The organism is Enterobacter cloacae complex sp. 6730903 (assembly GCF_048283985.1).
GTDB lineage: Bacteria > Pseudomonadota > Gammaproteobacteria > Enterobacterales > Enterobacteriaceae > Enterobacter > Enterobacter hormaechei_C.
Genome location: NZ_JBLVXX010000041.1, coordinates 21,567 through 48,097 on the forward strand (window position 1 = coordinate 21,567; position 26,531 = coordinate 48,097).

The window sequence follows — 26,531 nt, forward strand, 5'->3', positions numbered from 1 at the left end:
ATGCTGACTTTTCTGGCGACCTTTGCGGTGTTTGTGCTGGTGATCTTCGGCATGTCCTTAGGCTGGATCATCAAGCGTAAAAGCATTCAGGGCAGTTGCGGAGGCATCTCTTCTATCGGAATGGAAAAAGTGTGCGATTGTCCGGAGCCGTGCGATGCGCGGAAAAAGCGGATGGCTCGCGAGCAGCAACGCATTATTTAGTTTTCCAGGTCGGGTAAGGCACCCCGCCACCCGACAATTCCTGCACGCACTTCTCAACCCTCATTTGTTTACTGTATACTTATCCAGTAATGAGTGAGGGCTTACTATGCGCAAAATAATCCATGTCGATATGGACTGCTTTTTTGCCGCAGTGGAGATGCGTGACAACCCGGCGCTGCGGGATATTCCCATCGCCATTGGCGGCAGCCGGGTTCAGCGCGGTGTCATCAGCACCGCCAACTATCCTGCTCGCAAATACGGCGTGCGCAGCGCCATGCCGACAGCGATGGCGCTGAAACTGTGCCCGCATCTCACTCTTTTGCCCGGACGTTTTGATGCTTATAAAGAAGCATCGAGCCACATTCAGGAGATCTTCTCCCGCTACACCTCACTGATTGAACCGTTATCGCTGGATGAAGCCTATCTGGATGTCACCCACAGCGTGCACTGCCACGGCTCCGCCACCCTGATGGCGCAGGAGATCCGCCAGACTATTTTTAACGAGCTGAACCTGACGGCATCGGCAGGCGTCGCGCCGGTAAAGTTTCTCGCCAAAATCGCCTCCGATTTGAATAAGCCCAACGGCCAGTACGTTATCACTCCGGAAGAGGTTCCGGCGTTTTTAAAGACGCTGCCGCTCAGCAAAATCCCCGGCGTGGGCAAAGTCTCCGCCGCGAAGCTGGAAAGTATGGGGCTACGCACCTGCGAAGACGTTCAGCGCAGCGATCTGGCGCTGCTGCTTAAGCGTTTTGGCAAGTTTGGCCGCGTACTGTGGGAACGCAGTCAGGGCATTGATGACCGGGATGTGAACAACGAACGGCTGCGTAAATCGGTCGGCGTTGAACGCACGCTCAGCGAAGATATCCATGACTGGACCGAGTGTGAAACCATTATTACGGAACAGCTTTATCCTGAGCTTGAACGACGCTTACTGAAGGTCAAACCGGATCTGCTTATTGCCCGACAGGGCATCAAACTGAAATTTAACGATTTTCAGCAGACGACGCAGGAGCACGTCTGGCCACGCCTCAACAAAGAGGATCTTATCGCGACGGCAAAAAAGGCATGGGAAGAACGGCGGGGCGGACGAGGGGTGAGGCTGGTGGGGCTGCACGTCACCTTGCTGGATCCGCAGCTGGAACGTCAGCTGGTGTTGGGACTGTAGATTACGCTAATCGTAAGCCCGGCAAGCGTAGCGCCACCGGGCATCAAACGGCTAATTACTTAACAGGAATTGCTTTCAGCAGCTCAGTCAGCAGCGTCCAGTAGTGACCGACGCTTTCAATGTGAACCTGCTCATCCGGGGAGTGTGGCCCGGTGATGGTTGGCCCGATAGAGACCATGTCCATATCCGGATACGGTTTCTTGAACAGACCACATTCGAGACCCGCATGAATAACCTGAATGTTCGGGGTGCTGTTGAACAGTCGCTGATAAGTTTCACGCACCAGTGCCATGACCGGAGAACTTGCATCCGGCTGCCAGCCCGGGTAGCTGCCTTTTGCAGACGTTTTCGCACCGGCCAGCGTGCCCAGAGATTCCAGCATGCTCACAACGTACTCTTTACCGCTGTCGATCAGGGAACGGATCAGGCAGATGATCTCTGCGCTGTCGTCACCCATGGTCACCACGCCCACGTTCAGGGAGGTTTCCACCACGCCTTTTGCCACGTCAGAGTTGCGGATCACGCCGTTTGGCGTTGCGTTCAGCAGCTGGACGAACGTGTCACGAGACTGTGCGGTCAGCGCGGCTTTATCCGTCGTAACGGACTCCAGCACCACCGTCAGGTTTTTCTCTTTTGCAGACAGTTCGTTTTTCAGGATCTCCAGATACACGCTGGAGAGTTTTTTCAGCTCGTCCGCTTTCGCCGCAGGTACCGCCACGGTAGCGAAGGCTTCGCGAGGGATCGCGTTACGCAGAGTACCGCCGTTGAAGTCCACCAGGCGCAGATCCAGTTCAGCGGCATGGCCCGCCAGGAAACGCGCCAGCAGTTTGTTGGCGTTGCCCAGGCCCAGGTGAATATCACCGCCGGAGTGACCGCCTTTCAGCCCTTTCAGCGTCAGCTTAAAGGTCTCGAATCCGGAAGGGATCGCTTCGCGGGACAGCGGCAGGGTAGAGATGAAATCGATCCCGCCCGCGCAGCCCATGTAGATCTCACCTTCTTCTTCGGAGTCGGTGTTGATCAGAATGTCCGCTTGCAGCCAGTTTGCCTGAAGACCGAACGCGCCATCCATGCCCGCTTCTTCAGTCATGGTCAGCAGCACTTCCAGCGGACCGTGTTCAACGCTGTCGTCAGCCAGCACGGCCAGCGCGGAAGCCATACCAATGCCGTTATCTGCGCCCAGGGTCGTGCCGCGCGCCTTCACCCACTCGCCGTCGATGTACGGCTGAATCGGGTCTTTTGTGAAGTCGTGAACGGTGTCGTTGTTTTTCTGCGGAACCATGTCCAGGTGCGCCTGCAATACCACTGGCTTACGGTTTTCCATACCTGCGGTGGCAGGTTTGCGGATAAGAATATTGCCAACCTGGTCGCGCTCAGCGTGCAGACCTTTTTCCTTTGCCCAGCCCATAATATGTTCGGCAAGCTGTTCTTCGTGATAGGAAGGGTGCGGAATGGAGCAGATTTTGGCAAAAATATCCCACAGCGGCTGTGGAGATAATTGAGACAGTTCAGACACGATAGGTCTCCTTGTCGATGCGCTGCAAAACAATGTTGCAGGTCACAGGGTTAGCAGGTTGATTGTTACCACAAGTCAGGCTTGCGAGATGCAACTGAGAATACCACTTTCTCCCGTGGCTGGTAGCATTAAGCATGTAAAAACTCAGGCTCATGGCGCGTAACACTGGTTTTTAGTGCGTCAGATCTCTATAATCTCGCGCAACCTGGTTCACCCTCATTTTTTTAAGCCGTATATAAACAGGCTGGGACACTTCACATGAGCGAAAAATACGTCGTCACCTGGGACATGTTGCAGATTCACGCACGCAAACTGGCTGCGCGTCTGATGCCTTCCGAACAGTGGAAAGGCATTATTGCCGTCAGCCGTGGCGGTCTGGTACCGGGGGCGCTGCTGGCACGTGAGCTGGGTATTCGTCATGTCGATACCGTATGTATCTCCAGCTACGATCACGACAACCAGCGCGAACTGAAAGTGCTGAAACGCGCGGAAGGCGACGGTGAAGGCTTTATCGTTATCGACGATCTGGTGGACACCGGCGGTACTGCGGTGGCTATCCGCGAAATGTATCCAAAAGCGCACTTCGTCACTATCTTCGCGAAACCAGCGGGTCGCCCACTGGTTGATGATTACGTCATTGATATCCCGCAGGATACCTGGATTGAACAGCCATGGGATATGGGCGTGGTCTTCGTACCGCCTATCTCTGGCCGTTAATTTCAGTACGTAACTTTACACGCCCGGTTATGCCGGGCGTTGTTCTTTTTAGCCTGCCAGGCGTTACAATGGTCTTCATATGACGTATCCATGGAGGCAACGCAATGACGCAGGCGAATCTTACCGAAACTCTCTTCAAACCCCGTTTCAAGCACCCTGAAACGTCGACGCTGGTGCGTCGGTTTAATCCGGGGACAATGCCTGCCGTTCAGTCAGCGTTAGACGGTAAGAACGTGCCCCACTGGTATCGAATGATTAACCGCCTGATGTGGATCTGGCGCGGCATCGATCCGCGTGAAATCCTCGACGTGCAGGCGCGTATCGTGATGAGCGAGTCCGAGCGTACCGACAGCGATCTCTACGATACGGTGGTGGGCTACCGTGGTGGAAACTGGATCTACGAATGGTCAAAGCAGGCCATGCTCTGGCAGCAAAAAGCGAGCCAGGAAAAAGATGCCACTCTCAGCGGCAAGCACTGGCTGCATGCGGCAAATCTGTACAGCATCGCTGCATATCCGCATCTGAAAGGCGACGAACTGGCAGAGCAGGCCCAGGCGCTGGCAAACCGGGCTTATGAAGAGGCCGCCCAGCGGCTGCCTGGCCGGATGCGTGAAATTGAGTTCGCCATTCCCGGCGGCAGCCCGGTGACCGGATTCCTGCATATGCCGGAGGGGGAAGGGCCGTTCCCGACGGTTCTGATGTGCGGTGGCCTGAACTCGTTACAAATCGACTATTACAGCCTGTATGAGCGCTACTTTGCCCCAAAAGGGATCGCCATGCTGACGCTCGATATGCCTTCCATTGGTTTTTCATCCAAATGGAAACTTACGCAAGACTCCAGCCTGCTGCACCAGCATGCATTAAAAGCGCTGGAGAATATCCCCTGGGTTGACCACACCCGGGTAGGCGCGTTTGGCTTCCGCTTTGGCGCTAACGTCGCGGTACGGCTGGCCTACCTTGAATCTTCACGCCTGAAGGCCGTCGCCTGTCTTGGCCCGGTGGTGCATGCTCTGTTAAGCGATCCTGCGCGTCAGGGTAGCGTTCCTGAGATGTATCTGGACGTGCTGGCGAGCCGACTTGGCATGCATGATGCTTCAGATGAAGCGTTGCGCATTGAACTTAATCGTTATTCATTAAAAACGCAGGGCTTACTCGGCCGCCGCTGCCCAACCCCGATGATGTCCGGTTTCTGGAAGAACGATCCGTTTAGCCCTGAAGAGGAGTCACGCTTAATCACGTCGTCATCTTCTGACGGTAAATTGCTGGAGGTACCCTTCAGCCCGGTGTACCAGAATTTTGACAAAGCGCTGAAAGAGATCACACGCTGGATCACGCAGAGATTGTGTTAATAGTTTGCTAAATTTCGTTGGTTTGGTAAAACAGTGCTTCACAAAAGGAGATCGCAATGACGTTACCGAGTGGACACCCGAAAAGTAGACTGATTAAGAAGTTCATGGCTCTTGGCCCGTATATTCGAGAAGAGCAGTGTGAAGAGAATCGCTTTTTTTTCGACTGCCTGGCTGTTTGCGTCAACGTGAAGCCTGCACCCGAAAAACGTGAGTTCTGGGGCTGGTGGATGGAAATGGAAGCACAGGAAAACCGTTTTACCTATAGCTATCAGTTTGGCCTGTTTAATAAAGACGGGCACTGGCAGGCGACGAGCATCAAAGATCAGGAAGTGATCGATCGCCTGGAGCATACGCTAAAAGAATTTCACGGCAAAGCTCGCGACCTGCTGGCAACGCTGGATCTGAAGCTGGAGCCTGCGGACGATTTTTCCAGCGAAGCGGTGAAACTGAGAGCCTGATGATGTCACAGCGCCGGGTGGCGGCTACGCCTTACCCGGCATGAAAAATGTACTATCCCGTATGCCCGGTAAGCACAGCGTCACCGGGCACAAAAAAACCGGCTCAGCGCCGGTTTTTTTATTACCACAACATCAGAACTGGTAGGTCATGCCCAGCGCAACGATATCATCGCTGCTTACGCCCAGTTTATTATCGTCATCGATCTGGTTGATCTTATAATCAACAAACGCAGACATATTTTTGTTGAAATAATATGTCGCACCTACGTCGATGTATTTCACGATATCTTCATCGCCGATACCTTCGATATCTTTGCCTTTAGACTGCACGTAACCCAGAGATGGACGCAGACCAAAGTCAAATTGATATTGCGCGACCACTTCGAAGTTTTGCGCTTTATTTGCAAGGCCACCGGAAATAGGGGCCATATTGCGGGTTTCGGAATAGATAGTGGCCAGATAAATATCGTTGGCATCATATTTCAAACCGGTTGCCCAGCCTTCTGCTTTTTTACCTTCGCCGCGTGCCTGAAGGTTTTGATCGTTAGTGCGATCGGAGCTGGCATACGCACCAATCACAGAAAAATCGCTGCCGCCGAAGTCATAGCTCAGGGAGGTACCGAAGCCGTCACCGTTTTGCTTCTTCACGTCGCGGTTTTCATTTTTGCCCTGGTATTGCAGGGTCATGTTCAGGCCGTCAACCAGGCCAAAGAAATCGGTATTACGGTATGTGGCCAGACCGGAGGCGCGTTTCGTCATGAAGTTATCGGTCTGCGCCAGGCCGTCACCGCCGAACTCCGGGAACATATCGGTGTATGCGGCGACGTCATACAGCGCGCCCAGGTTACGGCCGTAATCCAGTGAGCCGAAGTCTTTCAGTTTCAGCCCGGCAAATGCCAGACGTGTTTTTTGAGAAGAGTCGCTCTCAGCTTTGTTACCTGCGAACTCAGCTTCCCAACGTCCGTAGCCCGTCAGCTGATCGTTAATCTGCGTTTCACCCTTAAAGCCGAAACGAACGTAAGTCTGGTCACCATCCTTAGCGTCATCATCACTGATGTAGTGCATTGCTTTTACTTTGCCGTACACGTCCAGTTTATTCCCGTTTTTATTATAAACTTCTGCTGCCTGAACAGATGCGGAAGCAACTACGCCCATTACCACTAATGCCAGAGTGCTCTTTTTCATTTTCAATCCTGATTTTATAAAAACGCGCTAATATTCGCTGAGTAATAAGATTCGACTTATTACCCCGTGAAAAACAGGAAGGGTTTTATCGTTCGTGGGTGAAAGTTTTATGACAAAGTAAGAATATGTCTAAAAAAGTATGTTTTAATTTTTCGGTAATAAAATTGTCAAAATCTGCCGCTACGCTTCCTGATCCCGCGCAACAAAGTGACGGGTCATGCGCTAAGGCAGTTGGCAACGGAGCTGACACCTGTTAAAACGTCTGACTGACATCATTTTCCCTTATTGTTGAACGGCAGAGAATCATGAGTGACAGCCAGACGCTGGTGGTAAAACTCGGTACCAGTGTGTTAACAGGCGGATCGCGCCGCCTGAATCGTGCCCATATCGTTGAGCTTGTACGTCAGTGCGCTCAGTTGCATGCCGCAGGGCATCGTATTGTGATTGTGACTTCCGGGGCGATTGCCGCCGGGCGTGAACACCTGGGCTACCCCGAACTCCCCGCGACGATCGCCTCCAAACAGCTGCTGGCCGCCGTGGGACAAAGCCGACTCATACAGCTCTGGGAACAACTGTTCTCCATCTACGGCATTCACGTCGGGCAGATGCTGCTGACGCGTGCGGATATGGAAGACAGAGAACGTTTCCTGAACGCCCGCGATACGCTGCGTGCGCTGCTGGATAACCATATCGTTCCGGTCATTAACGAAAACGACGCTGTTGCCACCGCTGAAATCAAAGTAGGCGACAACGATAACCTCTCTGCGCTGGCGGCGATCCTGGCAGGGGCCGATAAGCTGCTGCTTCTGACCGATCAGCAGGGGCTGTTTACCGCTGACCCGCGCTCTAATCCACAGGCTGAACTGATCAAAGACGTTCACGGCATTGACGATGCGCTGCGCGCCATCGCGGGTGACAGCGTTTCTGGTCTGGGAACCGGCGGTATGGGCACCAAGCTCCAGGCCGCGGACGTGGCGTGCCGGGCCGGTATCGACACCATCATCGCCGCGGGCAGCCGTCCGGGCGTGATCGGTGATGTGATGGAAGGCATCTCTGTGGGCACTCGCTTCCACGCCCAGGCGTCCCCGCTGGAAAACCGAAAACGCTGGATCTTTGGTGCGCCCCCGGCTGGCGAACTGACCGTGGATGAAGGCGCGACCGCCGCTATTCTGGAAAGAGGAAGCTCGTTACTTCCAAAAGGAATTAAAAGCGTGACAGGCAACTTCTCGCGTGGTGAAGTGATCCGAATCCGTAACCTTGAAGGTCGCGACATCGCTCATGGCGTAAGTCGTTATAACAGCGACGCGTTGCGTCGGATTGCTGGTCACCATTCCCAGCAGATCGACGCCATCCTGGGCTATGAATATGGCCCGGTTGCCGTGCATCGTGACGACATGATTATTCGTTAAGGAGCCAGAACATGCTGGAACAAATGGGCGCAGCCGCGAAAGCCGCCTCTTATAAACTGGCGCTCCTTTCCAGCCGCGAGAAAAATCGCGTGCTGGAAAAAATCGCTGATTATCTGGAATCTCAGTCGCAGGAAATTTTGCTCGCCAACGAGCAGGATCTGCTGGAAGCGCGTCGCAACGGCTTGAGTGAAGCGATGCTCGATCGTCTGGCGCTGACCCCGGCGCGTCTGAAAGGTATCGCCGACGACGTCCGTCAGGTGTGCAACCTCCCCGACCCGGTAGGGCAGGTGATTGACGGTGGGGTGCTCGACAGCGGGTTACGCCTTGAGCGTCGCCGCGTGCCGCTCGGCGTCATTGGTGTGATTTACGAAGCGCGTCCAAACGTGACGGTGGATGTCGCCTCCCTGTGCCTGAAGACCGGTAACGCCGCCATCCTGCGTGGCGGGAAGGAGACCTGGCGCACCAACGCCGCGACGGTAAACGTCATTCAGCAGGCGCTGGAGGAGTGTGGTTTACCGGCGGGTGCCGTGCAGGCGATTGAAAGCCCCGACCGTGCGCTGGTCAACGAGATGCTGCGCATGGACAAATACATCGACATGCTCATCCCACGCGGCGGCGCGGGCTTGCACAAGCTGTGCCGTGAGCAATCTACCATTCCGGTGATCACCGGCGGTATTGGCGTATGCCATATCGTGGTGGATGACACCGCGGAGATCGAACCTGCGCTGAAGATTATCGTCAACGCTAAAACACAGCGTCCAAGCACCTGTAATACGGTGGAAACGTTGCTGGTGCATCAGGGCATCGCCAGTACCTTCCTGCCAGCGCTGAGCAAGCAGATGGCGGAAAGTGGCGTCACGTTGCATGCGGACGAGAAGGCTTTCGCCCTGCTGAAAGACGGTCCGGCGAAGGTCGTTCCGGTTAACGCGGAGCAGTACGACGATGAGTATTTGTCGCTGGATCTGAACGTGAAGGTGGTTGCGGATCTCGATGACGCTATTGCACACATTCGTGAACACGGAACCCAGCATTCTGACGCGATCCTGACGCGCACCCTGCGCAATGCCGATCGTTTTGTGAATGAAGTGGATTCGTCTGCGGTTTACGTGAATGCCTCGACGCGCTTCACCGATGGCGGCCAGTTTGGTCTGGGCGCGGAGGTGGCTGTGAGCACACAGAAGCTGCATGCCCGCGGTCCGATGGGGCTGGAAGCACTGACCACCTACAAGTGGATCGGCTTCGGTGATGATACCATTCGTGCATAAATAATCGCGGGTGATGCAAAAATAGCCGTTTGATTCAAAAGGGCATTGACGCATCACCTGGTTAGATCTACTCTTTTGCCCCGTGGTTACGCTCGTAACCGGCCTTTCAGGGCCGATATAGCTCAGTTGGTAGAGCAGCGCATTCGTAATGCGAAGGTCGTAGGTTCGACTCCTATTATCGGCACCATCAACAGAAAATCCCGTAAAAACAGCATTCTTTAGCATGTTTATCTAACGGTTTGTAACTTCTGTTCTAACGTCTGTTAGCACTGGTAAACGCCTTTGCGTTGTATCGGCTCAAGTATTGTACAACGTACTGGCGGGTAGTTACCAGGCTCAAGCCCGAACAGCATTAGAAATTATGCCATCCCTTGAAGCTAAAAGAGTTGCCGGACTCTCTAAACACATCACTTGAACCCTTAGCGATACGTTCCGCGCTTCGTGCGGCGCTCAATGATGCTACACGTCGAGATGACGTTGCAGAGAATAAACAGGCGTAATGTTGGGAAGACTAACCGGATCGGGAAAGAATCCGGCTCTGCCACGGTTTCGATCACCGGAGTATAACGATCACCTGATAAGAGAACGTGCTAAGGCTTTATCCTCCCTGCGAAGGGATTACACCCTGCGGAAGCGCTACGCGCCGCCTTTTCTTATGTGCCCAACACGGCACGTAATGGTCATCCATTATCTGCACGATTGTAACTTTCGTTGTACTGTCTCTCTGCTGTACGTTGAGCGCTGGCAGATTCAGCGGAGGTGATATCATGTCAAAAGCCACGAATAAGGCAGCCACTAAGCGCAACAACCGTAAGATTCACGCTCGTAAATTCCTTGCTACGCCAGAAGGTAAAGCTTGGCTTGCTAAGAAGCAGGAAGAGCGAGAGGAAATCAAGCTGGCGCGAACGGCTAACAACATGTTTTAAGCTACCCATCACGGTGCTAAATGGCTTATATCGTCTAAAATCTATTAGTTGCACAATTTAGTGGGCTCTTTCTTTGGAGACACTCACCTTGACTGGAGAGCAACGAGATTTTGTTGAGTCAATGTATCAGGATAATACTAACAGTAGGGGGATGGTAATGACCAATAAGCAGTTACGTATCCACTATGGGTTTCATGGAAAACATAAAGAGAAAATTATTGAATGGGACGGATGTGATCAAATCAATACCGTGTTGTCAGCGCTTGTTGAAGATTTGAATATACCGACAGCTACTCAGACAGTTAACCTCCTTGAGCATGGCATTGATGATGTGTTCTTCTTTGATGAAGTAAGCAAAAAGTGGGAAGAGATCCCTACAAAATGGTTGGCAAGGGCATAAGGGGGCGATGTCCCCTTTATTTTATTTTTTAATATCGCCAGTACATTGATACTCCATTGAGACCAGTGTTTCCATACATCCGCTTGAGGATGGTTGAGAACAAACTGAAGTATAACCGCCGAAAGGCTCAGCACCAGAATAGCCACATGCAGCGCAACGCTGTGCTGCTGCTTGAGCGCCTTGCTGGACGTTCACTTTAGGGGGGCGAACATCCCGAAAGAATAACTCGTTTTTACAGTCCCATCAGACTTGCTACCACCAGTTAGAACCTGTTGTTTCTATACAGCACACCCAGACAGAAGCAGAGAAGAAGCTAACAACATCAATAAACTTTTACGCATCAAGGATCATCCCTACCAAGAGTTTTTGTGTTAAGTTGTTGCGGTTAGATTGCTAACTTAAAATATAGCCTCAAAAACTTTAAGAGTTTTCTTAATGATTTCTGTCTGATTCTTGAAAGAAGGAATAATAGTTGCTGCGCGTGATAATGTTAATTGTTTCTATCTTGGCATTACCTGAAACATTAGGTTGCTCTTTTATTGTGTTCTTGTTTGTGAATAACTGGTTAAGTAAACAGGAGGCGATTGCCATCGCGCGTATTATTGCCGTCGAGATGCGTTCATCTGGTTATATAGATAGTTTCGAACTTCGTGTGAGCAGATTTGGGGCGAAGAAGTTTTTTAGTATGTTTGGGGAGTTTTACCTCAACCAATTTGATCCCGACACACGAGAGAGAAAGTATCAGGGGGATGTATCTCTGCAAGGTGTGGGTAATGTGTACTGTGAGTTCACTTATGATCACTACAAGTTTACCAAGTGCACCCTCACTGCTGGTGTGTTCTGATTACTTTCCAAATGCTCTGGTGCGCCTTGCGTTAACCTTTCAGTCTCATGAGCGCCAGCGGCAGTACAATCAAGCGTTTCATATTGCTCACTCCCAAATGTTTGCAAGGGCAGCGCCCACGCTCTTAACGTCAATTTTCAAATAGTTCATGGTGACTTTGGGATCTGAGTGGTTCAGCGCTTTCATTGCTAAAGCCAAATTCCCGTTAGACTTCTCCCACACCTGTGTGGCAGAAAACTTGCGAAAAGAATGGCATCCTACTGTTCCTTTGATCCCCACATTCTCCGCAGCCTGTTTGATCTCACGGTTCACCTGTTCACGGCTGACAGGGGCTTTTCCTGATGCACGATTGCTGTGTGACGTAAAAACATATTCGTCTTTCGGGAATGCCTGGCGGCGACGTTCTACAATCTCCCACACCTTCGCAGGGACGATGATTTCTTTCTTCTTGCACGTCTTACTCTCCAGCACTTCCAGCGTATTTCCTTCCTTGAACTGGGTGAACTTTAAATTCACCGTATCCCCGACACGTAAGCATAAAGAGGCCATTGTTACCGCTACGTCTGCGAATAGCTGTTTGTTATGACTTTCAAGCCAGTTAATCAGCTTAAAAGCCTCTGCCTGGGTGATTATCTTCGTGGTCGCCATCTGCTTATCTCCGTAAATCTTGAAACTGTGAAATAAGATTATGATCATTTTCAGTAAGTTACAACTATTCAATCTCACATTTTTTTGACGGAGTGGTGGAAGGTTGCGCCATTTCCAGCACTACTGAACGCGAAAAAGCACGGACTCCTGTTTGAAATTCGAACAATTTAGGAATATCTTGAACGAAATCATAAAGTTGGCAAGTCTAAACAGATGTTTGAACGTTGCCAAATCCTGGCGAGGCTATGCACGGTTTATGCAGATTCATTGCATATCTTAGAGAGGAAAGTTGAAGGTAAAGTGGTTAATGTCATCTAAATCAATTGTTTAGATATTCTATCTCACATTAGTATAGAACCTTGAGGTAGGGATATTGCACCGTAGATGATAATGATTCCCATCTGAGTTGATTGCATCAAGAAATGATTAGAATGCTAATTAATTGGCGGGTTTTGGCATGGAAAATCGATATTCAAATAAATTTGATAAAATATAAAAAGTCTTTAAGCACATTGCACCTATCATAAAAGTGCTCATTGTGGACAATGATCGCTGTGAGCCGCACGGCGCAAGGCTTTCGTATAAGTGATGAAAGATACTTTGAAAGTGAGAAAGGCGCTCAGATAGCGTTACAGGCGGGTTATTTAGAATAGATTAAGCATCGCTTTACCTGGGGTTTAGCGGGTATTTAGAATGTAATTAGCGTGGGATTATTCCGGCGCTATGGAGGCGAGTATTCGCTATTAACACGTAATCAGGATTGATGGAGGGTTAATTCTCCATAAAGTGGACTATACAATTTGGTATACGCTGATCACGCGCATGGAAGAGAGCTATACAGGAAAGTAACCTCTACTGAAAGTTATTGTTGAGAAGAGATTTTCCTGTAGAGAAACTTGTCATGTTCGCTTCACTCACTGACACAAACCAACTACTAACTACCCTTAATTAAATTAAGGTTATTAATTATCTCTCTTATGTTCTCGTATTCCTCGAACATACATCATTGTGCAGGATGATCATGAGCAGATACTTTTTCATGCGACATTCACCCGCTGATCGCTGGTTCATTGTGAGCCTACGATCTCAACACATCAAAATTATGTAAAAGGGCTTATCATTAAAATGATGTGTTAACAGGTTAATTGTGCAATGTAGCGTAGCTACAAGATCGGCTCACTTGCATGAAGAGCCGGAAATGATACCCTTCCTTGAGAAGCCGTCTTATCCTATTATGAAAAAATTGTTGACGACGAATTTATTTTGTGGTATTGGTTGACAAACGTTATTAAAATAGTGTATTATGGTAAGTATGAAGGGGAGAAAACCTTCTCAAACTTTCGGCCCTGGGCGGGGTAATCTGCCTGGGGCTTTTTGCATCCAAAATCCGAAGGAGGTAGTTATTGAAGTATTTCAGTAGTGACCAGGTTTTTAATGATCTGGTGAGTGGTAAGGTGAAACGCCACGTTATTTACGCATCCATGCAAGCAGCAAAATCGAGGGAGTATACAGACCGAATGAAAATGTTCGCTGACGCTCTCGCCCGTTATGACCAACACCGTAAGGAAATTAACCAATGATGAACATTCGTTTTAGTCCAGAAGTTTACGAGGCGCTCCGTGAAGCCGCCACAATTAAAGGTGTAAGTATTCCGGCCCTGGTTAACTCCATTGTCAAACACACTATCCTACAAAAAGAGGAAACTGATGAAAGAAAAGAAACGCGTAGTAAAATTCGTTGATGCAATTTGCGGATCTGGAAAATCCACCACGTTACAGCACTACATCAAATCAAGTTTATTAACAAACTCCGAAGCAATTCCCCCTCGTTATCTTCTCGTGATGCCAACACATGAATTATGTGGACAGGTGAAGGAAGAACTAAAAGAAAGACGGGTGAAGAGTTTCCATGTGGACACCGAAACAGAAGCGGTAAATCTCCTAATTTCCACCCTGGAATACGATTTCCAGCATTCGGTTATTATCTGTACACATCAATGTTTCATTCATTATTGCTATCGCGCAGCGCTTGAAACGGAACTTCAAAACCTTCTCCGTAATTTCAGTATCTTTGTTGATGAAATCCCTGATGCAATGTTTGGCGCTTACATCAAAGTGCAGCATACCAAACGGACGGAAGAAAATTTCCCATTCCTAAAGTGGCTGGAAGAGCGGGACGGATTGTTATTCCTGAGTGATGATAAGCGTGAAGATTTCTACGACTATTGGCACGAAACAGAGGCGAATGGTGCTGAGTTAAAGCGCCTGCTCTGGGCGATTATGCAGGGTGCTGGACTTCTCTACGAAGAGAATAAACACCTGTTCGCCTTCACTGCTTCACCAATTATCAGATCTGTAGAATGGGCTGAACAACTTACACTCTTAGGTGCTGGCTCTTCTCGAAGTTTGTTTACCTGGGCTGCTGAACATCTGGCGAAATACGAAGTTGAGGAAGCTGGTGAAGATTTACAGCCGCCACTTGAAAGACGTAAACATAAGCGTGTACCGATCTCCCTGGTCGCCGTATGTGAAAACAGATGCACTTTGACAGCATTACAGAAAGTGTTTCACGAACATCTCCAGGAAATCATCCAGCGCGTGCCTGGTGAATTTATCTTCGCTACCAACAGAGATAAATCCCTGTGTCAGTTTACTACGATAGGGGATGAAATTCTTACCGATGCTTCCCGTGGTATCCGTGTTTCAATGGCATCCTATGGCCTGAACCATTACCAGCACATACACAATGCTGTATTTCTCGGATGCAGTAATCTTGATCGAGATTTCCAGGGTAAATGGCGGCAGTATGCGGAGATTAACGGATGGGATGTTGAAAAATTTGAACAGAAGCAACGCGCCGCGATGAATTATGAAAGGTGCTACCAGTTTATTAGCCGTACATCTATTCGTAATGCTGACACTGATCACCCTCTGGTGTTCGTAGTGCCAGATCTGGCAACTGCTGAATACATCAAAGAGCATTATTTCCCTGGAGCAAAGATTGAATGTCTGAAATTTGGGAAAGTGAGAAAGAAAGTTAAAGGTAACAACACCCGTAAAGAAGTACAGGAACACAAATCCAAAGGATTGACCCAAAGACAAACGGCTGAACTCATGAAGAAAGGGATCGCCACAATACAACGCCACTGGAACTAATCAGGAGACCTAATTGATACAATACATAAAATTGAACAACACAAACCAGATACAGATCAACGATAGCGGGAAGGGCGTTTATTATGCGCTTATCTGGTTCTGGAAGGGACGTAGGACACGCATTTCTTACGGAGAGCTATCTGATAAATCCGGTGTAAGTGACCACGGGATCAGATTCTGGCTTCGTGCGCTGCGCAACATTGGTGTGATTGAGATAGACGATGAAAGCCATTATCTATCATTCACGCTGAAACACATCGAACGAGACAATGTAGAATTTATCTACTCTAATTTCTAAAACACACAATAGGGAAACTTTTATGATAACTGCTTTATGGTGGTTCACCATATTCTATGGCGTTTACGTTATAACCAGACAGGGAAGTTTCCCCACTAAAGGGGCATAATGGGAAGAAAAGATAGAAATCCAATCAAACGGATCGAGCAGGAAAGTTTAAACCATATCGGAAAAGCCGCGCGTAGGCAACGCGAGAGATTATTAATCTCTTCACTCGAAGAAATCCCTGGTGAACTAATAGAGCACGTTGAAGAAGTGCATTCACAACCGCCCTCTGTGGAAGAGTGGGCTGCTTTGAATGATATCCTCACTTCCTGTCCTGGTGCGTATTACCGCCCACGTAAACGGAAGGTTTACACCTGGGATGATAGCCAGCTTAAAAAATGGCAGTGCCTCGGTTTCACCTCTTTACGTCATTACCTCACATTCAACGCAATGAATAACACCGTGGCGGGAGTCAGGGACTTTAATGAACTATTTAACATTGGAGACAGTTACACAGAATAATGCATACACAGACAATACAAACCAAACGATTCGCCCAGAACGTTAAATGCTGCGAATGGTATTACGATGAAATCGAGAATGTCATCAATGATGCTTTTCTGACAGATGAAGAAAAAATAATGGCACTTGATGACCTGGAAAACAGAGTCCTCACTCTCGCAGCGCCTTTTCTGGCTGCTGCAAATAAAACCAAAATGACAATGGAACAAATGAAAAATGACTAAAACCGACATTAACCTAATGCTACAGAAATTTCACGAGCAACTACACATTCCGCTTCTTGATGCGACTACGGAAGCCTACCGACAGGGAACCCCTGAGAGCGTTTCTGAGGCCGTTAAACAGCTTCATCTGGCCTCAGTTGTTATGCAAGGGATTATAAGCGTAGTGGAGCAGTCAGAAAGCCTGAACGAGGATCAAGGCGTACTACGCGAAGTGTCACAGGTGGCTCAGTCCCTTGTGTCCTGTATGCAGGATTTAGACGCGCTGGCGCATGACTTAGCCGAAGAATACGTAGTACTCGAAATTGAATAAAAATGTACAATAAATGAATAAAATGGCGACTGACTATTGACTTTGTAACGGGAATACTGTAGAATAAGAAGTATGGAAATGAATAAATGTTCGAATCACATTACTCTTCCTCGTATGTCAATACGACTTGCAAACACTATCCCATAGTGTGAGCACTCCAGAGAATGCCGTTTCCCATAGCGGCACTCTTTCCATTCATATGTTCTCTCTGAAAGTGTTGGTTCTTTCTTCTTTGTCTTGTTTAGTTCCGAAGGAATGCGCGGGATGTAATATCTTGTTGTGTTGGTATTGCATCGCAATCACCGCGCATCTCCGACTTTTTCAGAAAGGGCATTCGCTCTTTACTCATACATTCCGTTAGGGTGAATGTAGTCAGACTGAATAAACGCCGTCAGCGGTAGTCACGTTCAGGCTGGCAAATCTTCTATTAATACACTCCCGAAAGTGTCTGGTAGTAGATAGATAAAGAAAGCCTCATTTTATTCCTGGGCGCTGCTACACGCTTTTAAAAATGAGGAGCAATGACGGGCGATCCTACTTTGTGTATACATCTGTATTCACATTGCGCCCTCATTTATTCAAGAAACCATTCTTTAACATCATAATCCTCCGAAACGATGACGTTAAACAATGCTTTCTAACACGGGCATGCTTTCCAGGGGCTTAATCGCCCCTTTTTAACAATCTGCATGTAACACTTCCGTTATTAATGGAAGGATGAACGCAGTTACAACGCGAAGGAACAACACAATGTTCTTATTAAATAATCGCGACCGAATCCTAAAATACAAATCCGAAGTGATTCAAGTTAATCCTGAGTTAATAGCTAAAGTGGCTGAAATGGCAGGATGTACTGTTGAAGAAATAGAAAAAGCTGTAGACCAGTATTTCCCTTCTGAGGACACACCTCAACTTAGTATGCAGGAACGGATCGCAATCAAATCCAAGGAAATCAAACAACAATGATTGTAGACCTAACCGAACTTTTCCCAATTCGTAAGAGTTTCACTGACGTAGTGAGCTACGCCACTGATTCTTTTGCAGTCGTAGAAGGTCGTGTTTTCGACCTGCCAGCGGATATTCAATGCGCCGATGTTATCGGGGCTGATGGCGCTTTATACACCTCCGGCGATGATGCCTTTGTGGTGGTAAGTGATTTCGTGAGTGCTGGCGACGGTAAAACCGTGAATGTCCTACGTGCGCCTAATGTTGGCAGCTTCGTAGCACTGAAAGCCGAGAACCTGCACGCAGCTAATCACGCCGCAGCTATTACCACGCTCGAATCCAAAGGATTCGTATGCCGTCCATTCTTCACCTCTTAATCAAGGAAGATAAATAATGAGTAAAATCGCAATTGGGCGTGAGATGGTCGATTTAGCGCCAATCTTCCAGGCCCTGCCGGAACGTAACTACCTTATGAATGCCCTCGACCTCTTCGACGGAGTAGGTGTTCAGAATCCGAAAGTGGTGGTGACACAGCTTCTGGATGATAACTACAGCCTGTTTAACACCCCGCAGAGCCGTTATTCATCAAACCACGACACTACCGCGCGTCAGAATGGGAAAGAATACCTTATCGAGATTCCTTGGTTTGCAAGGGAAGATGAGTTTAAACCTGTAGACGTACAAGGGAAAAGGGTACAAGGCACTGATTACGAACAAACCGTTACCGACCTGTACACCGAGTACACTGGGAAACATAAAATTGCTTACCTTCGTACCCGTGAATCTTACCTGGCCCGTGCTCTGTTCAAAGGTGAAGTTTATACCCCTGCTACTGATGACCTGCTGATCTCTTATGCTGAACTGTTCGGTGTAGTACCAATGACAGCCAGCGTGAGTACAGCGACAGCGGCACAGGATTTTGATGCCATCTTAGACAAAGTTCAGGCTGCCGCAGGTGGATTGGCTGGTCAGATTGAACGAGTGATCGTATTCGCTAAGCCTGCTGCATTTAGCCAGATTCGCTTCTCTGACAGTATGTCTAAAGCGTTCCAGTATGTAGCGCCATATGACGACCGTAACCTGTTCTACCAGCGTCACGAGCTTCTCCCAGGAGTTAGTACGTTTAGTCTGCCTGGTGCGCCTATCGACATTGTTAAAGTGACAGATGCGCTGATCTTGGCACAGATGCCGGATGATGCTGATATGGTGGCGGTGCCTGTGTTTAGCAAAGGCAACTCAAATCCTTATAAGAATATTTACGGCGCTGCCTCTGGCAACTTCGCGCTGATCGATGCAGCACCTGCTGAATACTACTCTTGGGGCTACCTGAGTGAGCGCGGCGATGCGTACCACGTTATGCACGAAAATTCGGCGTTGCCTGTCAATCATGCGTTAGGTATGCAGGTGAAAATCACCATCACTGCTTAATGAGCAAGCGGGAGCCTGACTCGCTGGAAATATTCAGGCGCTTTAATGAGGGATGTTTACTAACCCACAGCGCAATTGTGGCTCTGGTGGCATCCCTTTTTAGTTTCCCCCATAACAAGAGGAAAAATAGAGGTGGAACTCATACTTAAATCAAATCGTGGTTTACATGTTCGACTGAGTGCAGACGATGCAGAAGGGCTGCTCAAGGTGAGCCAGCTTTGCGAGCTATTAGAGATTTCTTATACGGGCGTTAGAGCGCGTATTTTCCGTGGTGAAACCGTCGACGAGGCCGTGCATCACTTCCTTGATAAACAAGGCGGTGGCGATGCTTGAAATAAACACAGCACGTATCGTAAACACCGTTGAGTTTAAAGTTTCGAAGGAAGATATTGCACTGGCCAAAAAAGCGGCTGATGACCTTCAACGCCATTTTAAGAAGCTGGAGAATCCGAAAATTCGGTTTCAGACTCAGAAGCAGCGCCGACAATCAGCGCGTGAACAGGTGGCAGATGCTAAAGCGGCTTCTCCAAAAACGTCCAATGACTTAAAACAACAACGCCAGGCTGAGAAAGCAGGTAAAGCGCAAGCAAGGGAAGCTGCGAAGATTGCCAAACGTAATGAGACAGCTTCGTTAAAATTTAGGTCAGCTAACCTTCAAATGAAAGGCGTAGCGGGGAAGTATGGCCTTGACCCGCTCAAACAACTGGAGTTTGCTCGCTTCGCTAAACAGCAAACAGAGCTTTTCCGTAATAACCAGATCAGTAGCGCGAAGTTAAACTATGAACTTCGTGAAAGATTGGCCTTGATGCGGAGAGAGGCAGCGTTACAAGCCCGTATAACCGCCAGTACCCAACAACAAGCGGCTGCACAGCGTCAAGCTAAGAGAACGGACTACAAAGGCGCGGCGGCTAACATCAAAGAGAAGGGGCTGAACGTGATCGGCGGCGGTGCTGGTTTTATTGGCGCTACGGCTGCATTAGCGGGTGGGGCTTCCATCCTGGGACGTGTACGCGAGACAGCCAATGATAACCTCGATCTGGTGAGGCAATCTGAACGTGTGAAAACCAACCCAAACGCCATAAAAACGATGGTGGCCTGGGGACAGCAACACGGTGTTGATTCAGCTAATACCTCAAAAGCCGTCGATAACATGAAAGACGTCCGTGAACGCCTCGCTATGACTGTGAATGATAGCCAGTTTAAAAATGGCGAATGGAAAGGTGGCGACGGTGGCATTACGTCCATCATGAACAAGTTCGGATGGAGCAAAGATCAGATTTCCAAGTTCCAGGATTCTCCACTGGATTTCGTCCAGGCTACGGTAAATGAAGGGCAACGCCGTGGTATGTCACAGGCTCAGATTGGTACGCTGATTGAGAGTTTAGGTGATGATCTGATGCACTACACCGATATGTTCATGAACAACGGAGAGCAGTATACAAGCGTCCTCAGGAAACTTGCCGAAAGTGGTCAAACTCTCAATGATGAACAAATTAGGCAAACTCTGGCATACGGCGACCTGTCTACCCAGTTGCAAGCAGTTAACAATGGTTTTAATCAGAATCTAACTTCCGGCTTCCTCGAAGGGTTTGGTAACGCTGGTAAGGACTTAGCATCAAACACCGCTACTCTGAACGAGACAGCAAAATCATTAGGTTCTGGGCTTGGAAACCTGTTAGCACAGGTGACAGGATTCACGCAGGAAATCACTGCTGACCTCAGCAAATTTAACGGCTGGATGAAAGATACCTTCCCATCGCTGTATTCTGATCCTGATAAAACAGCGCCAGATGCTATCTATGATAAAGCCGTGAATGGCTCAGCTAATGCCACAGCCGATTGGATTCAGGATAAGACAGGGTGGGACAGCCGCTCAGTGGCTCCGGCTATTATGGACTGGTTGGGCGTTGGTAATCAGCAAGCAGGGACTGCGGCGAATCAATATAACCTTGCAGGTGATTCTCTGCGTGATTCTGCAATGTCACTCAGCAGCGGCAATGCACCAGCGTATAATCTGAATCCAACATTTAACCTGACGGTCGCACCGTCCGTACCACTAACGATCCAATCTGACACAGGCAGATTAGCCGACTATGTAGACTTCCAGGCGAGGGCTTCTCAAGCCAATTTTACACAGTCACTAACCTTGTCAGCCCTGAGCGGTCAAAGCAGTACAGGCGGGTGATACATCAAAGGGGCGTAAGCCCCTTTTTTGATGGTTTCAACACTACAGCAATGAGTCCACATTTTTAAAAGGGACAGATTTAAAAAGATACCCCTGTAATCCCCAAATCCCCACCTCACGCAGTAACCCCATATGATCTCTATTCTCAATCCCTTCAATAATAATTTTGTCACAGTGTTTTTTGATTGATGCAATCAGCTGGTTGAAGGTTGGTTTCTGCACCTGTTCATTAAAGAAGCAGCGATCTACCTTTACAACCTCAAAGTATCCTTCGATCAAACTAACTACATTCGCGTTTCCTGCGCCAAGGTCATCGAGCCATAGCCCATTTACACCCTGGCTCAGCGATTTTAATAAGGGACTTTTCAATCCCTTATCCAAACCAGGGAAATGCTCAGAAAGTTCAAGTTTGATGAATGACATCGATTCGAAAGTTTGTCTAAGTATGTAGTCATGACGTATTAAAAAAGCCATTTGCTGATCAATGTTCAGTGTACAAAATAGATTCTTTCGTTCGAACCACGTTTGCATAGTGGCAATGTTTCCACATTGTTCGTATAGGAAAAGCCGCTTCCTATCTAAATCCCAAGATGAAATTACGAATTCAGGGTGAAGGGGGCGTCCATCTGAGGCAATGAAGCGAGTGAGAAGCTCAACGCCTAACAACCTCTCGTCAATGCTCACTATAGGCTCAGCAATGAATGCAGTATCCATAACAAATACCTTAAATTTTAATTAAAATTATATTGTAATTTTTATCACAATAAAGCAATAGTATTGCTAAAATTTGTGGTACGGATGCAGGGTTTTGACTAAGCGATTGATATAACATGACTTTTTACTTTGCGGTGGGTGTTTGCTGATTGTTATATATTAGTCTTGTGATGTATTTCTGGTTGTTTTTTTGCTCGGTTTTTTGTTTGATACTGGTTCATATTCACCTAAATATATAAGTAATGTAATAATGTTCTATTCGATAAGTTAACGAGGGGCTTACGCCCCTTTTCTTATGGGTTGTCAATTTTTGAATAGCGTAGCAATTCGATGTACTGCTGTAGCTCAACAGGGGAGGCGGCATTCTTGCTGTATGTTTTGAAACTCTCCGTTTCTCCTCTCGAATGTCCCAGAAGAAGGGCTATGCGATCTTCTGGGACGGGGTTTAACTTATCTCGACCAACCCCGCCCCTATCCAGAGTTTGAGCAACGAGATGCCTGATCGAGTGAAACACCTTGTTTTCCTGCCCTGGGAGAATGTCGCGTTTAAGTCGTCCAAAGCGGTTTACATGCCACGAGGAGCGCTTGCCGTCCTCTCTCTTGGTCACACTTGCACGGTAGAATAAAAAACCGTTGTGCGGCTTCTGGCAGCGTTCCAGAACCATTGTTCTAATCGCACTATGAAGTGGAACCAACCGCGCCGCATTGCGTGTCTTACCCTCCGTAACCTCGAAACATAGCACCCCCTCTACTTCACAGATATTGTCTGATTTTAAACTGGCTATTTCATTAATGCGCATCCCGCTATAAGCGGCGATAGTGGTCACATCCCTTAGCTCGTCCTCTCCTAACTTGTTAAACGCGCTAATGAGCTTCGTAATATCCTCTTCCGTGAATGCCTCGTAACTCTGGCGGCTCTGCGCTGTGTTGAGTTTATGCCCCCTGAACACGTTACTTTCCAGCGGTGGGGCGTCCTGGTATCGGGAAGAGGCAAGATCGAAAATGTTTGCCATTGCTGATAGATAGTTAGCCACTGTCTGGACTGCCTTTGTCTCTCTGAGATGATCAAGCCAGCCTGTAACGGTGGTACGGTTGATATCGTTAAGTTCCACATCCTTCTTTCGCAGGTAATTCAGGAATAGTTCTACGGCTTTCCTGGTCTTGCTTAATGTTCCCATTTTCAGGCGATCAGCGTTATGCATAAGGTAGATCTCTAACATCTTAATCAGAGAAGGGCATTGGTAGATAATCGGCGCTGATGCTTTCGGGGCAGCTTTCGCGTACTTAGCCACGCTCTTTAAATAGCTGATCGTGTCCTGCAAGCTGTCCGGTTTTGGAGGCTCTGCAATTTGCCTGATGTGGTGAAATTCATCGGCTATAACATCACGCTTCCTACGAGCCACACGAAGATCGGAAGTTTTCAGACTACGGACGAGAGTTTTTCTTCCACCAAATGCATTACGGAGCCATACAGGAATTGATATCCTGACGTAATAAACTCCGTAACTATCGGAAATGATGTATTGATCCGGCTTGTATTTCATTTTCCACCCCGTTAAAGTTGAGGGGCGTTTATCATGTGCAGGGTGAATGCCAGATTATCAGCGTGCGTAAAAATCGTTAAATCAGGTAGTTGCGAAGGTCGTAGAAGAAGACCCGAACACAAGATTTATCGCGTGTTACACTCCTATTATCGGCACCAGTTATTTCAATTACTTATCTTACATTCAAGTAAACTACGTTCTCCTCCTGTGCCGTATCTGTGGCATTGAGACCAATAATCGCATCAATTTTGCTAGCGTGCTCTGTCAGGTGTCCGGCAGATAAATGCGTATATCGTTGAACCATTTCCAGTGTCTCCCATCCCCCATTTCCTTCAGCGCCAGAAGTGAAACGCCAGACTGAACGAGCCTGCTCGCCCATGTATGCCTGAGGTCATGGAAGCGGAAATTGCTATTTCCTGCCCGCTTTAGTGCCCCTTCCATGCCTTATTACTATCTGTCCGCATTTTTCTGACCGCTGCTGTTTAGCTGGCATTCTTAGAGACGAACGGCTTCGACAAGCCGCTGACGCCGAAATAATTTTCAGAAGGAATAGAAAGCGCCATGCGGGAGTTTAATCACGAGTACTGCAAGGAGAGAAAGACCCCCGGTACAGCAGGCCGAAGCTGAGGCGGATTTACTGGACGTCATCCGAAACGATCTGGATTTGGGCGGACAGGCAAAACATCTCGTGTACGGGAAGAACGACGATCCATCAGAAGTTCAGCCACGCATGACCGGCTTTGATCAGTTAAGCGAACATGTCAGCGCGATGCTCAAAGGCAGCCAGCGGCAGACACATTCAGAAGAGAAGCAGGCCGCCTGAGGGCGGCTTTTTTCTGCCCGGAGGGAAACTCCAGAATGCTGTTAAGTAAATCAGCCTACACCAGGCATATGGGCGTCAGCCGGCAAACTGTTTATGGCTGGATAGCCCGCGGTGAAATTGTTATTTCAGGCGATAAAGTTGATGTTGACGCATCGCAGGCTAAACAAAATTCTGCTGGTGCTGGCGAACACCAGACTGAAATGACGTGGGCGCAGGCCGCCGCATGGGTATGGAAGCATGACGGCGGGAAAGCGCTGCCGGCTGATATTGATGCTGGCCAGCGAATAGAAGCCGCAGTCGCTGAACTGGGTTTTGATGTTCAGCACGAGCCCGATGAACAATTGCTGATTCTCTTCCGACTGGATGAAGAAACCCACAGCTTCTATGGCAAAGACCGTGCAGCGGGCGCTTTACGGTTTCTTCGTTCTGAGCTGGCTTCGTTGCCACAATGCACTCCGATACGCTGGATGACTGGAACAAAACTGGTTTAATGCCACTCTGCCTGCTGGACGGCGAAAAACTGTAAACCTCCCAGCCCCTCAAACTTGACACTTTTTCGCGAGAAACTGGGAAAAGTGTCAACCCAACCTAACGGATCCTCACGCCTACGAACAGCAGCTACAGCAGAAGTGTAAAGGGCTGGCGTTGAGATTTGTTGAGCCTTGGCTGTTAGCTTTTGTTAATCCTGATGCGAAGCAGGGCAGCTGTCAGCCTGTTATGGTTTGTTATGCCTTACTAGGGAAAACTAGGGGAAAGTGTCAACCGCTACCCCTTTAGAAAACTTCAGGTGCGGAGCGTTAGCAGTACCTGTCAAAACCTGACATTTGATCGGGAAAGTTGTCAAATGTTGTCACCCACCGGCACAGCCGGCGGGGATTTTTGGCTGTAGAAGCTCTAAGTTACAGTTGCATCGAAGTGTTAAGTAAACACAACTTCCAAAACAGTATGTTGTGTTTTGAAAACCCAACATAAATTCCACCAAAATGAAATTTATCACGATTACTTCTAAAAATAGCCAACTGCTATTATAACAGCATAAATTTGTACGTTTTTTGCTCGAATTGACTATGCAAATTATTGATCTTATATTTCTTTAATCTGTCAAATTATGAAATGGGAAACATGGAAGGAGTTTATGTGAACAGTAACGTTAAATTTATCAGTTCGATCTCAACTGAAGGTGAATTTGAGACGCTGATCAAAAGATATGCTGAGGAATTATTCAAAGGAAATGCCTATCTAGTTGGTGGGCCTTACGATAATGGAAAGGATTTAGTTATTAAGCGCAATGAAAGAGAGGTTCGGCAGGCCGCACAGATAACTATACAAGAAAAGAAAATTGAAGAAAAACTAGAGGCAGATCTTTTAAAGGTTGAAAAATTAGTTGATAAGGATAATTATCCACCAATATTGCATTTTTTCTGGAGTCATCCCATTTCAGAGTATACATTGGATAAACTTAGAACTGGTGCAATGACAAATCATTTTATTTCCTTGGAGTTTTATGATGCAAAAAGAATTGCGCAGGATTTAACAGATCATTACCCACACCTTCTTAATTACCTTATAAAAGATATTCATAAGATTGATATTCAGAACGATGAACCAATAAACTTTCAGCAAAGGGCTTTTTACGAGTATCTTCTCCTTAGTAAAGACAGTACAAATTTAAAGAATGCTATTATAGATGCAAGTATACTCTCCCATTTGAATGAAGGTGGCAAAACGGTTGAAGAGTTATTAGGTTTACTTCAAGGTGTTAACTTAAAAATAGGCAGCTTAAAAGGTAAATTACAAACACTCACACGTAAGGGCAAAGTAATTAATCAAGATGGTATTTATACGCTTAGCCAAGAGGAAATATCTAAACTTGAGAATATAAAACTTAGAGATAGTACTCGTAAACAAGATTTAATTAAAACTATTAGTGATAAACTAGCAAAACATACTGATCAAGATTTAGCCTCCGAAGTCGTGAAGTTAATTATCACTGCCTACGAAGAATCAATAAGCATTCAAATAACTGAGAGTAAATTTGAATCTCCTAAACTAAAAATTTTTCAAGCGACAATTAATAACTTAAAGATTTTAATAAACGAAAGATGCGGTTTAGATAGAGAGAAATCTGAAGCTTTGGCTAGTGAATTGCTTGAAATAGCAGGTGAAAATGAATATTTGTCAGAGCATTGCTCAGCAAAATTGTGTGTTAACTTCTTGAGTGATAGTAAACTTGAAAAGTATATTGAAGATAAAAGTTTCTACATTTACCTTGATGCACCTGTATTGATACCATATCTAATAACAATAATGTTTAAAGA

At 47.8% G+C, this 26,531-nt stretch carries 28 protein-coding genes, 1 tRNA gene and 1 pseudogene; 23 read left to right on the forward strand and 7 right to left on the reverse strand.

Annotated features, from left to right (window positions below):
* On the forward strand, positions 1-201 hold the full coding sequence (gene nqrM, locus ACNQ0W_RS18925) for a (Na+)-NQR maturation NqrM (RefSeq protein WP_003863212.1): 201 nt from the start codon (positions 1-3) through the stop codon (positions 199-201).
* Between the two features lie 106 nt (positions 202-307).
* The gene (dinB, locus tag ACNQ0W_RS18930) at positions 308-1,366 is read left to right on the forward strand and encodes a DNA polymerase IV (RefSeq protein ID WP_062933699.1); all 1,059 of its coding nucleotides are present in this window, start codon (positions 308-310) and stop codon (positions 1,364-1,366) included.
* Between the two features lie 55 nt (positions 1,367-1,421).
* Here the strand turns inward: dinB and pepD are convergent, their stop codons facing one another.
* On the reverse strand, positions 1,422-2,879 hold the full coding sequence (pepD, locus tag ACNQ0W_RS18935) for a cytosol nonspecific dipeptidase (protein WP_062933700.1): 1,458 nt from the start codon (positions 2,877-2,879) through the stop codon (positions 1,422-1,424).
* Between the two features lie 258 nt (positions 2,880-3,137).
* Between pepD and gpt the strand changes: the two genes are divergently transcribed.
* From gpt to crl, 3 genes are all read left to right on the forward strand, one after another.
* Positions 3,138-3,596: a xanthine phosphoribosyltransferase gene (gpt, locus tag ACNQ0W_RS18940; protein WP_003863205.1), complete on the forward strand. Its 459-nt coding sequence runs from the start codon at positions 3,138-3,140 to the stop codon at positions 3,594-3,596.
* A gap of 104 nt (positions 3,597-3,700) precedes the next feature.
* The gene (gene frsA, locus ACNQ0W_RS18945) at positions 3,701-4,945 is read left to right on the forward strand and encodes an esterase FrsA (RefSeq protein WP_116329867.1); all 1,245 of its coding nucleotides are present in this window, start codon (positions 3,701-3,703) and stop codon (positions 4,943-4,945) included.
* A gap of 56 nt (positions 4,946-5,001) precedes the next feature.
* Positions 5,002-5,403 (forward strand): sigma factor-binding protein Crl, encoded by a 402-nt coding sequence (crl, locus tag ACNQ0W_RS18950; protein WP_006809999.1) that lies wholly within the window; start codon positions 5,002-5,004, stop codon positions 5,401-5,403.
* 132 nt (positions 5,404-5,535) lie between these two features.
* Here the strand turns inward: crl and phoE are convergent, their stop codons facing one another.
* Complete coding sequence (gene phoE / locus ACNQ0W_RS18955; protein ID WP_062933702.1) at positions 5,536-6,588, reverse strand: phosphoporin PhoE; 1,053 nt, start codon at positions 6,586-6,588, stop codon at positions 5,536-5,538.
* Between the two features lie 305 nt (positions 6,589-6,893).
* Here phoE and proB point away from each other — a divergent pair, with 305 nt between their 5' ends.
* The 5 genes from proB (at position 6,894) to ACNQ0W_RS18980 (ending at position 10,588) form a co-directional block, all read left to right on the forward strand.
* On the forward strand, positions 6,894-7,997 hold the full coding sequence (proB, locus tag ACNQ0W_RS18960; RefSeq protein WP_015571369.1) for a glutamate 5-kinase: 1,104 nt from the start codon (positions 6,894-6,896) through the stop codon (positions 7,995-7,997).
* A gap of 11 nt (positions 7,998-8,008) precedes the next feature.
* Positions 8,009-9,262, forward strand: coding sequence for a glutamate-5-semialdehyde dehydrogenase (gene proA, locus ACNQ0W_RS18965; RefSeq protein ID WP_062933703.1), 1,254 nt, complete (start codon positions 8,009-8,011; stop codon positions 9,260-9,262).
* Between the two features lie 111 nt (positions 9,263-9,373).
* Positions 9,374-9,449 (forward strand) — tRNA-Thr (locus ACNQ0W_RS18970).
* A 580-nt stretch (positions 9,450-10,029) separates the two neighbouring features.
* The gene (locus ACNQ0W_RS18975; RefSeq protein WP_023303150.1) at positions 10,030-10,188 is read left to right on the forward strand and encodes a hypothetical protein; all 159 of its coding nucleotides are present in this window, start codon (positions 10,030-10,032) and stop codon (positions 10,186-10,188) included.
* 157 nt (positions 10,189-10,345) lie between these two features.
* On the forward strand, positions 10,346-10,588 hold the full coding sequence (locus ACNQ0W_RS18980; protein WP_023303151.1) for a hypothetical protein: 243 nt from the start codon (positions 10,346-10,348) through the stop codon (positions 10,586-10,588).
* Between the two features lie 21 nt (positions 10,589-10,609).
* On the opposite strand, the gene yecR is transcribed toward ACNQ0W_RS18980, so the two are convergent.
* A complete protein-coding gene (gene yecR / locus ACNQ0W_RS18985; RefSeq protein WP_229692708.1) occupies positions 10,610-10,783 on the reverse strand; it encodes a YecR family lipoprotein in 174 nt (57 codons plus the stop codon).
* A gap of 277 nt (positions 10,784-11,060) precedes the next feature.
* Between yecR and ACNQ0W_RS18990 the strand changes: the two genes are divergently transcribed.
* Positions 11,061-11,432: a hypothetical protein gene (locus ACNQ0W_RS18990; RefSeq protein ID WP_023303152.1), complete on the forward strand. Its 372-nt coding sequence runs from the start codon at positions 11,061-11,063 to the stop codon at positions 11,430-11,432.
* Positions 11,433-11,519: 87 nt separating this feature from the next.
* Here ACNQ0W_RS18990 and ACNQ0W_RS18995 read toward each other — a convergent pair whose 3' ends face one another.
* Positions 11,520-12,080 carry a tyrosine-type recombinase/integrase gene (locus ACNQ0W_RS18995; protein ID WP_023303153.1) on the reverse strand — a complete coding sequence of 187 codons (561 nt, stop codon included), beginning with the start codon at positions 12,078-12,080 and terminating at the stop codon, positions 11,520-11,522.
* A 1,576-nt stretch (positions 12,081-13,656) separates the two neighbouring features.
* Here ACNQ0W_RS18995 and ACNQ0W_RS19000 point away from each other — a divergent pair.
* From ACNQ0W_RS19000 to ACNQ0W_RS19045, 10 genes are all read left to right on the forward strand, one after another.
* Complete coding sequence (locus ACNQ0W_RS19000; RefSeq protein WP_157848878.1) at positions 13,657-13,821, forward strand: hypothetical protein; 165 nt, start codon at positions 13,657-13,659, stop codon at positions 13,819-13,821.
* Positions 13,787-15,235, forward strand: coding sequence for a DEAD/DEAH box helicase (locus ACNQ0W_RS19005; RefSeq protein ID WP_180261566.1), 1,449 nt, complete (start codon positions 13,787-13,789; stop codon positions 15,233-15,235). Before ACNQ0W_RS19000 ends, ACNQ0W_RS19005 begins: the two co-directional genes overlap by 35 nt.
* A gap of 406 nt (positions 15,236-15,641) precedes the next feature.
* Positions 15,642-16,040, forward strand: coding sequence for a hypothetical protein (locus tag ACNQ0W_RS19010; RefSeq protein WP_116329862.1), 399 nt, complete (start codon positions 15,642-15,644; stop codon positions 16,038-16,040).
* On the forward strand, positions 16,040-16,264 hold the full coding sequence (locus ACNQ0W_RS19015) for a hypothetical protein (RefSeq protein ID WP_116329861.1): 225 nt from the start codon (positions 16,040-16,042) through the stop codon (positions 16,262-16,264). Before ACNQ0W_RS19010 ends, ACNQ0W_RS19015 begins: the two co-directional genes overlap by 1 nt.
* The gene (locus tag ACNQ0W_RS19020) at positions 16,257-16,574 is read left to right on the forward strand and encodes a hypothetical protein (RefSeq protein ID WP_116329860.1); all 318 of its coding nucleotides are present in this window, start codon (positions 16,257-16,259) and stop codon (positions 16,572-16,574) included. Before ACNQ0W_RS19015 ends, ACNQ0W_RS19020 begins: the two co-directional genes overlap by 8 nt.
* Positions 16,575-17,324: 750 nt before the next feature.
* Positions 17,325-17,540, forward strand: a complete 216-nt coding sequence (locus tag ACNQ0W_RS19025; RefSeq protein WP_063134504.1) for a hypothetical protein — start codon at positions 17,325-17,327, stop codon at positions 17,538-17,540.
* The gene (locus tag ACNQ0W_RS19030) at positions 17,537-17,896 is read left to right on the forward strand and encodes a hypothetical protein (protein ID WP_116329859.1); all 360 of its coding nucleotides are present in this window, start codon (positions 17,537-17,539) and stop codon (positions 17,894-17,896) included. Before ACNQ0W_RS19025 ends, ACNQ0W_RS19030 begins: the two co-directional genes overlap by 4 nt.
* Before the next feature lie 16 nt (positions 17,897-17,912).
* Positions 17,913-18,947, forward strand: a complete 1,035-nt coding sequence (locus tag ACNQ0W_RS19035; RefSeq protein ID WP_116329858.1) for a major capsid protein — start codon at positions 17,913-17,915, stop codon at positions 18,945-18,947.
* 132 nt (positions 18,948-19,079) lie between these two features.
* Positions 19,080-19,280 carry a hypothetical protein gene (locus ACNQ0W_RS19040; protein WP_040117868.1) on the forward strand — a complete coding sequence of 67 codons (201 nt, stop codon included), beginning with the start codon at positions 19,080-19,082 and terminating at the stop codon, positions 19,278-19,280.
* Positions 19,273-21,132: a hypothetical protein gene (locus ACNQ0W_RS19045; RefSeq protein ID WP_116329857.1), complete on the forward strand. Its 1,860-nt coding sequence runs from the start codon at positions 19,273-19,275 to the stop codon at positions 21,130-21,132. The genes ACNQ0W_RS19040 and ACNQ0W_RS19045 overlap by 8 nt, the downstream gene beginning before the upstream one ends.
* Positions 21,133-21,174: 42 nt before the next feature.
* Here ACNQ0W_RS19045 and ACNQ0W_RS19050 read toward each other — a convergent pair whose 3' ends face one another.
* The 3 genes and pseudogenes from ACNQ0W_RS19050 to ACNQ0W_RS19060 all read right to left on the reverse strand — a co-directional run.
* Positions 21,175-21,846: an EAL domain-containing protein gene (locus tag ACNQ0W_RS19050; RefSeq protein WP_063946034.1), complete on the reverse strand. Its 672-nt coding sequence runs from the start codon at positions 21,844-21,846 to the stop codon at positions 21,175-21,177.
* 293 nt (positions 21,847-22,139) lie between these two features.
* Positions 22,140-23,390: a DUF6538 domain-containing protein gene (locus ACNQ0W_RS19055; RefSeq protein WP_045616431.1), complete on the reverse strand. Its 1,251-nt coding sequence runs from the start codon at positions 23,388-23,390 to the stop codon at positions 22,140-22,142.
* Positions 23,391-23,562: 172 nt separating this feature from the next.
* Positions 23,563-23,872, reverse strand: a pseudogene (locus tag ACNQ0W_RS19060) (tyrosine-type recombinase/integrase); the annotation flags it as partial.
* 376 nt (positions 23,873-24,248) lie between these two features.
* On the opposite strand from ACNQ0W_RS19060, the gene ACNQ0W_RS19065 reads away from it, so the two are divergent.
* Positions 24,249-24,704 (forward strand): DNA-binding protein, encoded by a 456-nt coding sequence (locus ACNQ0W_RS19065; RefSeq protein ID WP_232961493.1) that lies wholly within the window; start codon positions 24,249-24,251, stop codon positions 24,702-24,704.
* Between the two features lie 646 nt (positions 24,705-25,350).
* A partial coding sequence (locus ACNQ0W_RS19070) for a hypothetical protein (RefSeq protein ID WP_417933226.1) occupies positions 25,351-26,531 on the forward strand: 1,181 nt, incomplete at its 3' end.

What these genes read in the sequence shown, in the direction of transcription:
- nqrM (WP_003863212.1), top strand. Translation starts at nt 1, where the DNA reads ATGCTGACTTTTCTGGCGACCTTTGCGGTGTTTGTGCTGGTGATCTTC.
- dinB (WP_062933699.1), top strand. Translation starts at nt 308, where the DNA reads ATGCGCAAAATAATCCATGTCGATATGGACTGCTTTTTTGCCGCAGTG.
- gpt (WP_003863205.1), top strand. Translation starts at nt 3,138, where the DNA reads ATGAGCGAAAAATACGTCGTCACCTGGGACATGTTGCAGATTCACGCA.
- frsA (WP_116329867.1), top strand. Translation starts at nt 3,701, where the DNA reads ATGACGCAGGCGAATCTTACCGAAACTCTCTTCAAACCCCGTTTCAAG.
- crl (WP_006809999.1), top strand. Translation starts at nt 5,002, where the DNA reads ATGACGTTACCGAGTGGACACCCGAAAAGTAGACTGATTAAGAAGTTC.
- phoE (WP_062933702.1), bottom strand. Translation starts at nt 6,588, where the DNA reads ATGAAAAAGAGCACTCTGGCATTAGTGGTAATGGGCGTAGTTGCTTCC.
- proB (WP_015571369.1), top strand. Translation starts at nt 6,894, where the DNA reads ATGAGTGACAGCCAGACGCTGGTGGTAAAACTCGGTACCAGTGTGTTA.
- proA (WP_062933703.1), top strand. Translation starts at nt 8,009, where the DNA reads ATGCTGGAACAAATGGGCGCAGCCGCGAAAGCCGCCTCTTATAAACTG.
- ACNQ0W_RS18975 (WP_023303150.1), top strand. Translation starts at nt 10,030, where the DNA reads ATGTCAAAAGCCACGAATAAGGCAGCCACTAAGCGCAACAACCGTAAG.
- ACNQ0W_RS18980 (WP_023303151.1), top strand. Translation starts at nt 10,346, where the DNA reads ATGACCAATAAGCAGTTACGTATCCACTATGGGTTTCATGGAAAACAT.
- ACNQ0W_RS18995 (WP_023303153.1), bottom strand. Translation starts at nt 12,080, where the DNA reads ATGGCGACCACGAAGATAATCACCCAGGCAGAGGCTTTTAAGCTGATT.
- ACNQ0W_RS19000 (WP_157848878.1), top strand. Translation starts at nt 13,657, where the DNA reads ATGATGAACATTCGTTTTAGTCCAGAAGTTTACGAGGCGCTCCGTGAA.
- ACNQ0W_RS19005 (WP_180261566.1), top strand. Translation starts at nt 13,787, where the DNA reads ATGAAAGAAAAGAAACGCGTAGTAAAATTCGTTGATGCAATTTGCGGA.
- ACNQ0W_RS19010 (WP_116329862.1), top strand. Translation starts at nt 15,642, where the DNA reads ATGGGAAGAAAAGATAGAAATCCAATCAAACGGATCGAGCAGGAAAGT.
- ACNQ0W_RS19015 (WP_116329861.1), top strand. Translation starts at nt 16,040, where the DNA reads ATGCATACACAGACAATACAAACCAAACGATTCGCCCAGAACGTTAAA.
- ACNQ0W_RS19020 (WP_116329860.1), top strand. Translation starts at nt 16,257, where the DNA reads ATGACTAAAACCGACATTAACCTAATGCTACAGAAATTTCACGAGCAA.
- ACNQ0W_RS19025 (WP_063134504.1), top strand. Translation starts at nt 17,325, where the DNA reads ATGTTCTTATTAAATAATCGCGACCGAATCCTAAAATACAAATCCGAA.
- ACNQ0W_RS19030 (WP_116329859.1), top strand. Translation starts at nt 17,537, where the DNA reads ATGATTGTAGACCTAACCGAACTTTTCCCAATTCGTAAGAGTTTCACT.
- ACNQ0W_RS19035 (WP_116329858.1), top strand. Translation starts at nt 17,913, where the DNA reads ATGAGTAAAATCGCAATTGGGCGTGAGATGGTCGATTTAGCGCCAATC.
- ACNQ0W_RS19045 (WP_116329857.1), top strand. Translation starts at nt 19,273, where the DNA reads ATGCTTGAAATAAACACAGCACGTATCGTAAACACCGTTGAGTTTAAA.
- ACNQ0W_RS19050 (WP_063946034.1), bottom strand. Translation starts at nt 21,846, where the DNA reads ATGGATACTGCATTCATTGCTGAGCCTATAGTGAGCATTGACGAGAGG.
- ACNQ0W_RS19055 (WP_045616431.1), bottom strand. Translation starts at nt 23,390, where the DNA reads ATGAAATACAAGCCGGATCAATACATCATTTCCGATAGTTACGGAGTT.
- ACNQ0W_RS19065 (WP_232961493.1), top strand. Translation starts at nt 24,249, where the DNA reads ATGCTGTTAAGTAAATCAGCCTACACCAGGCATATGGGCGTCAGCCGG.